Consider the following 14,626-nt stretch of genomic DNA (forward strand, 5'->3'; position numbering starts at 1 on the left):
CTTTTCATTGATATCTTTTACTTAATTTCTGTTTATGAATTGGCTTCCTTCCCTGACTCAATAATTGCCGCTTCTGGAGTGTTTCTCTTGTGAATCACCCCAGATTCTCTTTAATATAGTTTAATAAAGCAACGATCTCTGCCTGATTAACAGTTAAATTGTTTTTGGCAAATATTTGTTCAATTTTTTCTACCAATACTTTCCTTTCCATCAATTTTTCTTTCATGCTGTACCTGCCATTCTCATACTGCCCGTCAAACATTATTCTGTGAACCATCAACAGCACATGAAGCAAAAAAGCTTCTCTGTATTCCTCATTCAGACTTTCTGAAAAAGCTGTCAGCAGCTCTTCATAAATAATGTATCCTGTCATCAAAAGCTCTCTGCTTTCAGCCTCAATTCCCTTTCTTTCTTTCAAGGAACGGCGCAGCGTCAGCCTAGGAATACTTCCATCACGAACACTGGTCAAAATTTTATTTACCTGTTCCTGAATTAGCTGGATATCTCCTTCAGTCGGTAAAGGGTTCACTTTAATAAAAGGGTGATTCATTCCCTCAATCGGAAAAATACTAAGAATCAGGTCAGGATTCTTTTCTTCAATCAATTCTGCAGCATTGAGTACTGAGGCAAATCCGGCTATCTCAACATTCGACACTTCCTCCAGAATTTTCTGTTCAATCAGGCTGGTAACACCCAGCCCCGTTGAACAAACATAAACAATCCTCACGGTGTTCACTTCATGCTGATTTTTTTCATAGGCAACCAGAAAATGCAATGCAATATAAGCAATAAATGATTCATTGATAAAATGAACGGCGTTCTCAATGGCACGATTACTTACACATTCGATTGCAGCAAAAAGCTGCGGATATTTTGTCTTGATATCATCAACAAAAGGATTGTACTCATTGATAAACTGATGCTTCTTTGTTAAACGCAAAGACAGATGTGCAAATAAATTCGTAAAAAGCTGGCGATCTCTAAAAAAAGGAAAGTTGATTTCATTAGAAACATTTTTAATTAATTCTTCAGTCAGTTTCGCTATATCCTGATTTTTGTCAGAAATAAACACATCACTGTATATATATAAGTATTCGTCAGCAAGCAGAGGCAGTTCATAATATTCAAATACTTTATCCATCAGCAAAAATGGCAGATCCTGTTTTTTCAGAAGCTCCTTTTGGTTTGATAAAATCTTATAGCCATTCATGGTGTGATTCAGCTGCATTCGTGAAGCTGCAATTGAAACACGTAATGTAATTGACAGAAGCTCTGCATAATTGAAATGCTCAAATAGTGATGGGTCCAATAATTGAGCCATTTTACTCAATGCCACTTGATAAATATCCCGAAAAATTACGTTTGTACCTACATGGACTTCCAGCTTTGATTTTTTATTTCCGGGTTGAACAAAGTGGCTCATAATTTGATAAATATCATATTCAGTAATTTCTTTCTGACTGATGTATTCCATTAGCAAACGGATTTTGCTTTCTTCTCCGCAAATTAGAAAGCCCAGACCGCTTTGCCGGTTCAATGTGATTCCATATTCATTAATAAAAGTCTCCAGCCGATCAAGATCTTTTAAAATCGTATTACGGCTGACTTGAAGTTCATCAGATAATTTCTGAGATGTTACGTAATCCTTTGACAAAATCAAGTAGAAAATCAGCTGATTCATCCTCAGCTCCTGATCAGGATATGTTTCAAATCGATCAACTTCAAGGATTTCATTTTTCAGTCTCAATCGTTTTGAATCAGGCAGGTCCAGCCATATTCCTTTATTCCTTCGTGCCTGCAGTATAATTCCGCGCTCCCAAAACCATTCACGGACTTTATCTAAATCATATTTGACTGTGCGGACACTAACCTTAAACTTCTCTGCCAGCTCTTTCGTGGTAATACTGTTTTCCATATCCAAAAGCAGCAGCAGCAGATTGATTTCTCGTTTTGATAAGTGCAGCGACATCTTTCACCACCTTCATTTCCTTCCCTTACATTTGCAACTATAGCCTGATTTTATTAGTGTAACAACACAAAAAAGTTGCACTTTTGTAAGTGCAACCTTAATCAGATATCTTTTTTATAACTCTAAATTTGAGCTGTTTCTCTTGTCAGCCTCTTTCCACTGCTTTGTTAAAAGCTGGCATTACAGGCTTTTTTATTTCCTTAAGTGCAAAACATTTTAAAAATAACAGAAAAAGCATACCTGCACTTAACTTGAATTCTCCAATATTTTATGGAAATTTGCAAAAAAAAAGAAGATTTTCATCTTCTTTTTACACAGTATTTATATGGTTATAAATAGATAACGACTTCTCCACAAAGACTTTATCCGACACACTACAAATGCGGTAGCTGATGAACAAGGGGGTACCTTGAACTTCTGTGCCTCTGTTTTAACCAACCTCAAGCCGATGAATCGGAACAGTCAGAAACTGTCAGGTTGAGTCAACTCGTCGCATGAGAACTACTCTAGCACACTTTTGTCCTTAATTCAACCGGATTCCAAAAATCGAATGACTATTCTTTATTTAGAAAATCCTGTCCAAGTTTCTTAGCCGGAGTTACACAGCACTTTATCCTGAAACAAAATATGATAGACGCTTTACTCACGTATAAGATTTCAGTTTCAGTCCCTTTCAGGTACTCTTATACTTCTGCTGCTTCATATCCGTTTTTTATTCAGTCCACCGGGTGTACATTTCTTCCACTAATTTCACCGTATCAAGAGTTATTTTCTTTGTCATAGCAGGACTTTCCAGAAGTCCTTTCTCCAAACAATCATTGACATGGTCTACTTCAAATGAAAATTCATTGTTAAATGTACTGGTTAGTTTTTCTGTTGTTCCATCTGCATAATGAATCATTCCCTGCTTTGCTTTCCAAAATGATGGAATCTCTATTTTTCCCTTTTCACCATAAATCGTCATCTCACTAGGTAAGTCAAGATTTACAGTTATAAATATACTGGCCAAAAGCTGATTTGAAAATTTTAATGAGAGGTCAAAACGTGCGTCTGTTTTTCCCGGCTCAATAGATGCCTGCCCGGTACAGCTCTCTATTGCTTCTCCCAGAATAAACTGAATATACTCAAGCGGGTAGCTTCCTGATCCATGCAATGCACCACCACCGGCATCCATTGAATGAAACCACTTCAGGTGATCAATATTCGGATAAGCAGTCACGGATCGAATATACAGAACTTTTCCAATTTTATTCTCTTGGACAGCAGCTTTAACTTTAGCAGTTACCGGCAGAAAAACAGCTTTTTGTGCCTCCATCAAAAAACAATTATTTTTTTCGGCCAACTCAAATAGCTCTTCTGCTTCACTGATACAAAGTGTAAAAGGCTTTTCCAGAAGCACATGCTTGTGGTTCTCCAAAGCCAGCCTGGCTGCTGAATAATGACCTTTGTTATATGTTGCGATGTAGACCACATCAATTTCTTTATCCCGGCAAAGTTCATCATAACTTCCATAGGCTTTTGGTATCCCAAGCTTTTCCGCTGCCTCTTTTGCTTTTGTCAAGTCTCTGGATGCAATTGCTGCTGCTTCTCCTTGTCTGCTTTCTCTGATCCCCTGAACAAACCGCGGAACAATCTGCGCAGTGCTTAAAATCCCATAGCGAATCTTTTTCAAATTAAACCCTCCTTATCTACTCTACTATACTGAGAAAAAATAAAATTTCAAATCCTGCAAAGCAAACCCCTTAAAAATAAACAAACAAAATGGGTCTGCGACATTAGTATGCCCCAGACCCTTAAAACTGAATAAACAGTGTTCCAGAAGTAAAAGTCTCTTTTGTACCTGCGGTTACTCAAGACATAACATTTAGTGCCTATGAGCTATGATGAACAACACCTGCCTAATCACCAAAAATTTGTGGCGCATCAAGTAGGAAGGCGCATAGGAACGTGTTGTGTTACCACTGCAATTAATTGCTTCTTTTTCTGGAACGAATGATCGCTAATTCATTTGACTATCGCACATATATCATTCCACTAAAAAAATCTGACAAAAGCGGAACTGACAACTCAAGGCATAGTAGCAGCACGTTCCTGCAAGCTGCTCTACGGTTCTCACTACACTACACTTCGTTTCGATCTCATCAATTTCTAAATGGCAAAGCCACTAAGAATTGAAGGACTTCGTTTCGATCTCATTACTTTCTAAATGACAAAGTCATTAAGAATTGAAGGATTTCACTCCGATTGATTTGTCAGAGCAGATGATGCATGATACCTGCCCGATGCTAAAAGCTAGGCACTTCTGCCTCTGCAGTCAGCTATCTCATTGTATATGGAATAAATTCTGACAAATTTATCTCCATCAGAGCTTCGCATACCATCCTGCTAGCTTACTATTAGGCAAGCAGGACTGGCAGCTCAGGACAAATAAAGATTTGTCATAACCTCATCTTCCCCATTCTTCACACTTCATCATTCTATGTATCAGCTAAAGAGCCTATCGAATTCCTATACTTATCTTCAGCGCCTGATTTACTTTTTCCATATCACCTTCTTGCAGCTTGCAGATTTTCTGCAAAATTCGTTCCTTATCCAGTGTCCGAATTTGTTCCAGTAAAATAAGCGAAGGAGTTAGTTCCTCTTCATGCGGAATGTTCACCTTAACCTGTGTCGGCTGCATTTTTTTTCTGATATTTCTTGTAATAGGCGCTACAATCAATGTTGGACTAAATAAATTTCCTTTATTATTTTGAATAATCAAAACCGGCCGGATTCCTCCTTGTTCAGATCCAACGACTGGTGACAGATTTGCGTAAAAAATTTCTCCCCTACGTATCATTTCTTTTATCTCCCCCTTCCGAGGATAACATCTTTTTACAAATTATAACATGATTCGTACAGAAATGTTTTTCAAGATTTTAAAAGAATAAGCAAATATTTGATAATTTATAGTAGAATAACTGACATATTATCAAAAAAAAAAGAACTGCAAAAAAAACTTTCAATTCATGACCTTTTTTGACCTTTTTCCTGTTAAAGTTCAAGTTGAATAGATATTCAAAAGCTTTTATGATAAACTTATATTGTATTTCGGGGTCAGCTTCTGACCCTTATTTACTTTAGGGGGATGGTTAGAGAATCACCATTATTGATAGAAGGAGCGCTGTATGAATATCTATTCGATTAAAATTTCACCTAATCGACCTTTCAACAAGTCTGAATTGAACTACTTACTTGAAAGATGTACCATACTTTCCAAAAAGGCGGAAGCCTTAGACTACATTAAAAAATGTAGTTACACTTATGATCAGAATGCCGAATCATTCAACTTTGATTTTATCTGTATCCATGATGAAGCCTTCTCGCTCAATATTGTTAAAGACAATCGCTCAAATAATCATACATTTTCTATGCAAAATTATGAAAAATGGGCTGTCTTGAGAAAAGATTTTTTGAAGCAGCTTAAAATCATCGACGATATTCACACCGGCCTTCACAACTAAGATAGCACTGCTTGACAAAATGATGATTAGCTGAAAAAACGGGATTTTCAATTTGAAAATCCCGCTTTTTTTATCTTGTATGGTCAGCTTAATCCAAAATACTTTTTATTTTAGTCGTAATTAAATCAATTGCCACATGATTTTCTCCGCCTTCTGGAACAATTACATCGGCATATCTCTTTGTAGGTTCAATAAATTGATGGTACATCGGCTTTACTACGGTCAAGTACTGATCAATCACCGAATCCAGTGTCCGTCCTCGTTCTTCCATATCCCTTTTTATCCGCCGAATAATCCGAGTATCGTCATCTGTATCCACATACAGCTTGATATCCATTAGCTCCCGCAGTCTGGGATCTTCCAAAATCAGAATTCCTTCCAAAATAATCACGTCCTTCGGCTCCTGTATAACAGTCTCCGAACTTCTGGTATGAGCCACATAATCATAGACCGGTTTTTCTATAGGCTGGCAGTTCAACAGCTGCTTTAAGTGCTCAATCAATAAATCCGTATCAAACGCAAACGGATGGTCATAGTTGGTTGTTAATCTCTCCTCAAAGCTTAAATGGCTTTGATCTTTGTAGTAAGAATCATGCTCAAGCATCATGATGGAATGATCAGGAAAGTAATTGAAAATTGCTCGGCTGACACTTGTTTTGCCGCTCCCTGAGCCCCCGGTTACACCAATGATTATCGGTTGATTGTTTTTCATGCAGGAAAACCTCTTTCTTTTTCAGCTATAGTCATTGTCGTCCTTATCTATTATAATGAAAAGCGGAAAGAATGCCACAGAAAATATGAGCTTTTTTAGAATTCAATAAAAATTTACTGGAGGTAAAAATTTGAAGCTCGATAAAATCAAACTACTGACAGATGATCACTACAGATTACTCTTTAAAGCCGATCCATCCAAACGACTTATCGACGACTATACACAAAGGGGAACAGTATTTGCTGCTCTGAATCCTGAACTGGTTGGAATTATGGTCCTGCTGCCAACTCGTCCTGATACATTGGAACTGGTGAACATTGCAGTAGACGAAGCCTTTCAAAATCAAGGCTATGCACAAAAAATGATTGCCTTCGCATTTGACTATGCAAGAAAGCAGGGAATTAAGACGATGGAAGTAGGTACAGGAAGTACAGGATTCGCCCAACTTTATCTCTATCAGAAATGCGGATTTCGCATGACAGGCATAGATAAAGACTTTTTCATTCGCCATTATGATGAAGAAATTATTGACAATGGTCAAGTTCTGAATGATATGGTTCGTTTAAGTCTGGATTTATAAATAAAAAATTTTTAACAAACTTCTTTCAAAATAAACATACTAAGATTAGTGGTTTCTTAACCTTCTTTAACCTAATATCGAAAACAACTGATCCAGCTGTTGAATTTCATACGTAGGCTGAATTTCCTGTTTGCCTGCTTGTCTGGTTGGATTCAGCCAAACCGTTTGAATATTTGCCTGCTGTCCTCCGCCAATATCTGAATTAAGAGAATCACCAATAATGACCGTCTTTTCCTTATCAAAATCAGGGATTTGATCAAATACATAATCGAAATATTCTTTCATCGGCTTTTGATATCCAATTTCTTCAGAAACAAAGATATCCTGAAACAGCGGATAAAGATCAGCATCTTTCAATCGCTTGTATTGTGTTACAGCAATCCCGTTTGTGACCACATACAAATCATAATCTGGCTGTAATTTTTCTAAAATCTTCTTACTGTTTCCCAGAAGATCATGACCATCACTTAGGTGCTTCTGATATCTTGCACCCAGTGCTTTTCCATCAACCTTTTTCCCCAGCTGCTCAAACAATAAACCGAAGCGTGTTTCGCTGATGGTTTCTTTTGCAACTTTACCATGCTCGAAATCCTGCCACAACTGATGATTGATTGCCTGATAAGTCTGTTCAATTTCCTTCGTCAGTTCAAGCTGCTCTTCTGAAAACAACGTATACAGAGCACGCTTTTCTGTTGTCCGAAAATCCAATAATGTGTCATCTACGTCAAATAATAATGTCTTGTATTTCATCCTCACTACCCATTTCTATCTATATTTACCTTTTTTACAACAGGAAGCAGCTGCCTTATTTCTTCCTGATTTAACGACCGATAGTCTCCGCTCCTTAAATCATCCTCCAAAACAATCGGTCCTATGCTGATCCGCTTAAGATAGGTTACTTTTTTCCCAACGGACAGGAACATCTTTTTCACCTGATGAAACTTGCCCTCTTTGATATCCAGATAAGCCTTGCTTCTATCTGAAGAGCTAGTAAGAATGTCCAACTCAGCCGGAAGACACTGTATTCCGCCAATAAAAACGATTCCCTTTGAAAAACACCGGCAATCTTCTTCAGTCAGTCGGTCATTTACCGTAACAAGATATCGCTTTGTTACTTTCCTGCTGGGGTGAAGCAGCTGATACCCCAATTGTCCGTTGTCTGTAATCAAAACCAGTCCCTCAGTATCTCTATCCAACCTGCCAACTGGATAAAGACCAGTTTTTCGATCCTCTTCTCTGATAAGATCAATGACTGTTTGGTGTTCAGCATCCTTTACAGCTGTAACTGTTCCCTGCGGTTTGTTCAGCAGGAAGTAGGAATGCCCTGCACCTCTTATCCTTTTACCCGCCACTTTTATTTCATGGACAGTCGGATCAATATTTATATTTTCTTCTATTACTATCTGACCGTCAACGGTTACAGCTTTTCGCTGAAGTAATCGTCTGACGGACTTTTTAGAACCTATATTCTGCTGTTCCAAAAATTTATCTAAACGCATAGCAGCTCCTTAACATAATAATCCTTAATTATACATTAAGATCTGTTCAATTCAAGCCAAAAATTTCACTTCCCTTGACTTAAAGTTAAAATCACGTTATGGTTAATAAGTAAAGTGAATCATAGGTTTCTCAAAAACAGCGTAATGACCTGGAAGAGAAAAGGTATCATAGGTGAAGTTCCAGGGCTGATTATGTTGTAATCAGTCCTTTTTTGTTCGTTGGAATTTCTTTATGTTGCATTTTGTTTAACCAAATAAATTCACTCACTATCAAAGGAGGAATTTAGGTTATGTCAGTTTCATTAGAAGTTCAGAAAAGAGCCGTCCGTCCCCGTTCACTTAGAAATGAGTTACGTCACTCAGGAAAAATTCCAGCAGTTGTTTATGGCTATCAGATCGAAAGCACTCCAATCACTGTAGATGAGAAAGAATTAACTAAGGTCTTACGCGATAATGGTGCCAACACAGTTATTGCATTGACTATTGATGGAAAAAAAGTAAATACCTTGGTGTATAAAACACAGCTTGATACATTTACAGGTAAGATTAAACACGTTGAATTTCTGGCAGTTAACATGACTGAAGAAACAGAAGTGGAAGCTGAAGTTGTTTTAGTGGGAGAAGCTAAAGGTGTGAAAGCCGGTGGAGCTCTTACTCAAAATCTGTATTCTGTTCTTGTATCCGCTACACCTGAAAATCTGCCTGAACGTGTAGAAGTTGATGTTGCCAAGTTGGCAATCGGTGATTCATTAACTGTTGCTGATCTTCCAAAAAATGATAAATTCACTATTGTAACTGATGGTGACGAACAAATTGTCAACATTACGGAAGCTCAGTCCAACGAAGAAGAAGAAACTCCAGGAGAAACTTCTGAACCAGAAGTGATCGGAGAAGAAAAAGAATAATAAAAATCCTTTTACACAACCCAATTTTTTATTACGGAAATAAAGGATTATTATCAAACAAAGGATTATTATCGGGGCTGTAACATTATGTTGCAGCCCCTAGTGTTCCAGACTTTATATACCTCTGCGATTAATTGCTTCTCTTTCTGGAATGAATAATTGCTAATTCATTTGACTATCGCACTCCTATCATTCCACTAAAAAATCTGACAAAAGTGGAACTGACAACTTGAGGCAAACAATGACTGCTCAGAGGTTCAAAACAGAGTCCTTCAATTCTTAATGGCTTTGCCATTTAGAGATTGTTGAAATTGAAACGAAGCTCAGCAAGAACTATAGACACAGAAAAAGAAGCACCCCATTCCAAACTTCCAGTTGTTTGCGCTATACTAATAGTAAGTGAAATGAAGGAGGGATTTCTATGTTTGAATCATTTGATACAAATCGCAGCCGTTATGCCTCTTTAGGCATTGTGACCACTCTTCCGGGAGAGCTGATAGATAGTATCTGGTTTATTATTGACCGTAATCTAAAAGGTGTGATTCCTTTAACAACTATGCTCACTTTTGATGTTCTGTCCAATAACAACAAGGTAACTCTCCACTTTTCACAAGAATTCAGCGATGTAGAAATGGCAGTTGATCTGGATTTTCCTTACTCTTCAAATTATCCTGAACGAGTTTTAGCAGTTGATGATGGACAAAGGGAAACAATATTACTGCCTACCGAGATTATTCATTAAAAAGCATATGTATAAACAGCTAAATGAAAAAAGACACAGAACGTTTTGGGGTCACTTCAAACCGTTCCTTGTGTCTTTTTTCATTTTTAGTTTCTTCAATCAGTCATTATTCCTCAACATAAGCCATACGATAAGAGATCGTCCGACCAAATGAAAATACCTGAAGATCTTTTAGTCGATCTGCTTTCAGATAACCAATCGCTCCCTGATACAGCGGAAGCACCGCAGCATCTTCCTCAACAAGCATTTTCTCCAGCTTCAGCAATTCCTGCCAGCGCTGTTCGGGTTCATTGGCAAGTGTGATTTGTGCATCATTCAATCCGGCATCATACGCTGAATTGTCGTATCCTGCTGTATTTAATCCGCTCTTTGAATCATAAAACTCCAAAAAGTTAATTGGGTCCGCATAATCTGGTGTCCATGTTCCAAATACCAAATCAAACTCGCTTTCTGTCTGAAGGTCCAATCTGTTTTGCAACGGTATAGATTTTAAGTTGATTGTCAAGCCGGAAAGATTCTGCTGCAGCTGCCCCTGTACAAATTCAATCGTTTTTTTAGCAATTGCCGAGTCAGCAGAAAGCAATTCCAGTTCAATCGTTTCTTTTCCAAGCTCTTTCTTCGCTTTTTCCCAGCTTTCCTTCGCCGCATCTAAATCATAGGGCAGCAAATCACCATTTTCGTTCCTGAAATCATCTCCATTTGCCGGATTTCTCGCAAAATCTTTGGGTACAAATCCATTTAAAGCAGTTGAGCCATCACCCAAAATATCTGCTGCAAAAGCCTCCTTGTCAATAGCCTGCAGGATTGCTTTACGAACATTCACATTCCCTGTTACTTCACGCTTGTGATTTGGACTCAGATAACCGACCAATGCTTTGGGAACAAAATAGGCCTGAGGTGAATCCTTATATTGCAATGCATAGGTATCGGCCAATCCAGTATAATCCAAATCACCACTGTCGAATAAATTCGTTCCTGTCGCAATTTCCTTCACAACCTGTACATTGATTGCCTCAAGCTTTACTTTTTCCTGATCCCAGTAATTCGGATTTTTAGTCAGCTGCCAGCTTTCCGTTGTACCATCCCACCCGGAAATCAAGAACGGACCATTCCCTACAAAGTTATCTGAAGAAGTACCATAGGCAGTTCCTTTTTCATCTGCAAACTCTGCATTTTTCGGCATAAACGGTGTACCTGTCAAAACTTGAGACAAGTACGTAATCGGATATTCCAGCGTGAGCTCCAAGGTCTGATCATCCACAGCTTTTACACCAAAATCATCTAAAGTAAGTTCACCTTCACGAATCTTTCGTCCATTTTTAAATATATCCATCTGATTACTGCTACTTGAGCCATACGCAGGATCAACAACATTTTTAAAAGAGTAGACAAAATCCTTTGCTGTGACCGGCTCCCCATTTGACCATTCAGCTTCCCTTAACTTAAATATATAAACAAGCCCATCTTCACTTACTGTCGGTTCTTCTGCTGCCATCGCCGGTTCCGGTTCCTGATCTTTGTTCAAACGATACAGCCCTTCAGCCAACTGCCCAATCATATCGGAACTGTAAACATCTGTATAATGAGCACTGTCTAAAGTTGATAATTCACCACCGGAAGCTACATTAATCACTTGCTCCGGTTCAGTCGTGCTTCCAGACTCACTTTTATTTTTAGACCCTGAACTACAGGCACTAAGCAATAGTACAGCTGCTGCCATTAATAAACCAAATTTCTTCATTCTTTTTCCTCCTCCAAATAAATCCCGCTAAAAGTACAAAAAAAACTGCACGTATACCTATTATATTCTATTTTACCTGAAAAAAATTATTTGCTTAATTTATATGCTTCATATTTTTTTCCTTTTCACATTGACAGATTGTAATCCCGATGATAAAGTAAATAAAAACAAAGAACAGAAGAGTAGCTTTCGTCATTGTTCAAGAGAGTCTTTGGTTGGTGAAAAAAGGCACAAGACAAAGTGAACCACATCTGGGAGTTGGTTTGTTGAACTTCAGTAAACAAACCCGGGATGGCCCGTTACAGCATAGAGTCATAGACTTTCTAAGACTGTTATTGTGAGATAACAGTGAACAAAGGTGGAACCACGATATTTCGTCCTTTGGCATTTGATATGCCGAAGGACTTTTTTTTATTATCTAAAACTAATGAACAGAACGAGTAATTATTGCCCCCTTACTGACAGAGAATGCTTCAACCGCTGAAAGAAGCAGCAGAAAGACAATAATGAACACATCTGAAGAAGTCATTTTCTGAAGCTTTCAGTAAGAAAATGCGGCAGCTCACCGTTAACGAGGCAGCAGTCGGTTTATACAGCCAACTGCTCATGAGGCTTTTGTTGCAAGACAGAAGTAAAATGAGGTGGAACCACGATATTTTCGTCCTCTTGGCTCTTATGCCGGGAGGTTCTTTTTATTTGGTCGAGACTGTATTGTCTGATGAAAAGAGGAAAACACAACATTGTTTTTGGTTTTTAAAATGAGCGGTAAAACGGTTCATTTTTTAACATAGTCTTTATAAAGAAATTACTGGAGGTTGTATTATGGATTATGTAGGGGAAATTTTACCGGCTTTATTAAGCGGTGCTGGAATGACCATTAAGGTATTTATTTTTACTTTGCTTGGGTCAATTCCTTTGGGAATTATTGTCGCCTTTGGACTTCAAAGTCGATTTAAGCCACTGACTTATCTTATCAACGTGTATATTTGGCTGATGCGGGGAACACCATTGTTACTGCAGTTGATTTTTGTTTTTTACGGTTTGCCGTTAGTTGGAATTGTTTTCGAACGATACGATGCAGCACTTTTTGCTTTTATATTAAATTATGCTGCTTATTTTGCTGAAATTTTTCGTGGGGGTATCCAATCAATTCCTCAAGGGCAGTATGAGGCAGCTAAAGTGCTTCGTCTGACAAAACTGCAGACCATTCAAAAAATTATTCTGCCTCAGGTCGTTAAAATCGTCCTGCCTTCCATTGGCAATGAGGTCATCAACCTGGTGAAAGACACTTCACTGATTTATGTTATCGGACTGGGAGACCTGTTAAGAGCCGGAAAAATTGCAATGAGCAGAGATGTAACCATATTGCCGCTGGCTTTGGTCGGGGTCATTTATCTATTATTCACAGCTGTTCTGACGCTGCTGTCTAAAAAAATCGAAAAATACTATCAATATTACCGCTAAAAGGAGGAAAAGACATGCTGGTCATAAAAAATTTAACAAAACGATTTGATACTAAAATGATTATTGATCAATTATCTATAGAAATTCCGGATGGAGAAATTTTGACAATTGTCGGTCCTTCCGGTGGTGGAAAAACGACATTACTTCGTTGTCTTGCCGGTCTGGAAACCATTGATTCAGGAGAATTGTCTATTGATGGACAAACCTTTGATCCTGTTGCAATGGATAATGCAGATCAGGTTGTAGGTATTGTTTTTCAGGACTTTCAACTGTTTCCTCATCTTTCAGTACTTGATAATATCACATTAGCACCTGTCCTGTCGCTGAAACAGCCCAAGGAAGAAAGCAGAGCCGAGGCACTGGAGCTGCTAAATAAATTTGGCCTTTCAGGAAAAGAGGAACTTTTCCCTTATCAGCTGTCTGGTGGTCAAAAGCAACGGGTAGCTTTGGCTCGAGCTCTTGCAATGAAACCCAAAGTCTTGGGATATGACGAGCCTACCAGCGCACTGGACCCTGAGCTGCGTCAGCAAGTGGAAGCAGTCATTTTAAGTTTGAAAGAACAGGGCATCACGCAAATCGTTGTGACTCACGATATGCAGTTTGCTGAAAATATTGCCGACCAGCTGTTAACGGTCGCCCCTGTTCAATAGGAGGAGAATTTTATGAAAAAGAACGTATATTGGCTGATCCCTATTTTGCTGATTTTCTCCTTACTGATCGTCGGTTGCGGAAGAAAAAAGACTGACGGAGACCAATGGGAACGAATTAATCAGGAGAAACGGATCATTATAGGCTTGGATGATTCCTTCGTCCCTATGGGCTTTCAAAATAAAGCAGGAGAGATTATCGGCTTTGATGTTGATTTGGCAAAAGCCGTCTTTGCTTTGTATGATATTGAGATTGATTTTCAGCCAATCGACTGGTCAATGAAGGAAAACGAACTGCAAAATCAGACCATTGATTTAATTTGGAATGGCTACTCAAAAACAGCTGAACGAGAAGAAAAGGTGCTGTTCAGTAACGATTACATGAAGAATGAACAGGTTGTTGTATCATTGAAAAAGAACAATATCAACCAGTTTTCTGATATGAAAGATAAAATTTTAGGTGCTCAAAACGGCTCTTCCGGGTATCATGGCTTTGAAGAAGAGCCGGAGATCCTGAAAGATCTGGTAAAAGACCAGACAGCTGTTTTATATGATGGATTTAATGAGGCTTTCATGGATTTAAAATCCGGTCGTATTGACGGTCTCCTGATTGATCGGGTTTATGCCAACTATTACCTTTCACATGAAGAGAATCTTGCAAATTATTCCATTATTCCCGGAGCCTTCGAAAGCGAGACATTTGCTGTTGGTATACGCAAAACCGACCCGCAATTAGCTGAAAAAATTAACGAGGCTTTCAAAATACTGCGTGAAAATGGGACGCTCGCTGAAATATCTGAAACCTGGTTTGGTGAAGATGTTACTGAATAATAACTAATCTGAAAGTTGCTGAGCCGTTCAGCA

At 38.4% G+C, this 14,626-nt stretch carries 14 protein-coding genes and 2 other annotated features; of the genes, 7 read left to right on the forward strand and 7 right to left on the reverse strand.

Annotated features, from left to right (window positions below):
* Positions 1–94 precede the first annotated feature (94 nt).
* The 3 genes from LI951_RS08600 to LI951_RS08610 all read right to left on the reverse strand — a co-directional run bounded on the left by LI951_RS08600 (position 95) and on the right by LI951_RS08610 (position 4,808).
* Positions 95–1,969, reverse strand: coding sequence for a BglG family transcription antiterminator (locus tag LI951_RS08600; protein ID WP_229441880.1), 1,875 nt, complete (start codon positions 1,967–1,969; stop codon positions 95–97).
* A gap of 712 nt (positions 1,970–2,681) precedes the next feature.
* Positions 2,682–3,641, reverse strand: coding sequence for a Gfo/Idh/MocA family protein (locus LI951_RS08605; RefSeq protein WP_202064045.1), 960 nt, complete (start codon positions 3,639–3,641; stop codon positions 2,682–2,684).
* A gap of 825 nt (positions 3,642–4,466) precedes the next feature.
* Entirely contained in the window at positions 4,467–4,808 is a 342-nt protein-coding gene (locus tag LI951_RS08610) for a type II toxin-antitoxin system PemK/MazF family toxin (protein ID WP_202064044.1), read from the reverse strand.
* A gap of 328 nt (positions 4,809–5,136) precedes the next feature.
* Here LI951_RS08610 and LI951_RS08615 point away from each other — a divergent pair, with 328 nt between their 5' ends.
* On the forward strand, positions 5,137–5,472 hold the full coding sequence (locus LI951_RS08615) for a hypothetical protein (RefSeq protein WP_202064043.1): 336 nt from the start codon (positions 5,137–5,139) through the stop codon (positions 5,470–5,472).
* Positions 5,473–5,560: 88 nt separating this feature from the next.
* Here LI951_RS08615 and udk read toward each other — a convergent pair whose 3' ends face one another.
* On the reverse strand, positions 5,561–6,184 hold the full coding sequence (udk, locus tag LI951_RS08620; RefSeq protein WP_202064042.1) for a uridine kinase: 624 nt from the start codon (positions 6,182–6,184) through the stop codon (positions 5,561–5,563).
* Between the two features lie 130 nt (positions 6,185–6,314).
* On the opposite strand from udk, the gene LI951_RS08625 reads away from it, so the two are divergent.
* A complete protein-coding gene (locus tag LI951_RS08625; RefSeq protein WP_202064041.1) occupies positions 6,315–6,764 on the forward strand; it encodes a GNAT family N-acetyltransferase in 450 nt (149 codons plus the stop codon).
* A 66-nt stretch (positions 6,765–6,830) separates the two neighbouring features.
* Here the strand turns inward: LI951_RS08625 and LI951_RS08630 are convergent, their stop codons facing one another.
* Both LI951_RS08630 and LI951_RS08635 read right to left on the reverse strand, forming a co-directional pair.
* Positions 6,831–7,514, reverse strand: coding sequence for a YjjG family noncanonical pyrimidine nucleotidase (locus tag LI951_RS08630; RefSeq protein ID WP_202064040.1), 684 nt, complete (start codon positions 7,512–7,514; stop codon positions 6,831–6,833).
* 5 nt (positions 7,515–7,519) lie between these two features.
* Positions 7,520–8,263, reverse strand: coding sequence for a 16S rRNA pseudouridine(516) synthase (locus LI951_RS08635; protein WP_229441881.1), 744 nt, complete (start codon positions 8,261–8,263; stop codon positions 7,520–7,522).
* A 290-nt stretch (positions 8,264–8,553) separates the two neighbouring features.
* Between LI951_RS08635 and LI951_RS08640 the strand changes: the two genes are divergently transcribed.
* Both LI951_RS08640 and LI951_RS08645 read left to right on the forward strand, forming a co-directional pair.
* Complete coding sequence (locus LI951_RS08640; protein WP_202064039.1) at positions 8,554–9,168, forward strand: 50S ribosomal protein L25/general stress protein Ctc; 615 nt, start codon at positions 8,554–8,556, stop codon at positions 9,166–9,168.
* A 421-nt stretch (positions 9,169–9,589) separates the two neighbouring features.
* Positions 9,590–9,910 carry a DUF960 domain-containing protein gene (locus tag LI951_RS08645; RefSeq protein WP_229441882.1) on the forward strand — a complete coding sequence of 107 codons (321 nt, stop codon included), beginning with the start codon at positions 9,590–9,592 and terminating at the stop codon, positions 9,908–9,910.
* Positions 9,911–10,016: 106 nt separating this feature from the next.
* Here the strand turns inward: LI951_RS08645 and LI951_RS08650 are convergent, their stop codons facing one another.
* Positions 10,017–11,651 (reverse strand): peptide ABC transporter substrate-binding protein, encoded by a 1,635-nt coding sequence (locus tag LI951_RS08650; protein ID WP_202064037.1) that lies wholly within the window; start codon positions 11,649–11,651, stop codon positions 10,017–10,019.
* A gap of 161 nt (positions 11,652–11,812) precedes the next feature.
* Positions 11,813–12,036, forward strand: a binding site (T-box leader).
* Between the two features lie 33 nt (positions 12,037–12,069).
* Positions 12,070–12,320: a binding site (T-box leader), on the forward strand.
* A gap of 153 nt (positions 12,321–12,473) precedes the next feature.
* Between LI951_RS08650 and LI951_RS08655 the strand changes: the two genes are divergently transcribed.
* Genes LI951_RS08655 through LI951_RS08665 form a run of 3 tightly spaced genes read left to right on the forward strand, consistent with a single transcriptional unit; the run spans position 12,474 to position 14,593 of the window.
* The gene (locus tag LI951_RS08655; RefSeq protein ID WP_202064036.1) at positions 12,474–13,115 is read left to right on the forward strand and encodes an amino acid ABC transporter permease; all 642 of its coding nucleotides are present in this window, start codon (positions 12,474–12,476) and stop codon (positions 13,113–13,115) included.
* Positions 13,116–13,129: 14 nt separating this feature from the next.
* Positions 13,130–13,765, forward strand: a complete 636-nt coding sequence (locus tag LI951_RS08660; RefSeq protein WP_202064035.1) for an amino acid ABC transporter ATP-binding protein — start codon at positions 13,130–13,132, stop codon at positions 13,763–13,765.
* A gap of 12 nt (positions 13,766–13,777) precedes the next feature.
* Positions 13,778–14,593: an amino acid ABC transporter substrate-binding protein gene (locus LI951_RS08665; protein ID WP_229441883.1), complete on the forward strand. Its 816-nt coding sequence runs from the start codon at positions 13,778–13,780 to the stop codon at positions 14,591–14,593.
* Positions 14,594–14,626 lie beyond the last annotated feature (33 nt).

Origin of the sequence: Enterococcus sp. BWT-B8 (assembly GCF_020567625.1) — a bacterium.
GTDB lineage: Bacteria > Bacillota > Bacilli > Lactobacillales > Enterococcaceae > Enterococcus_L.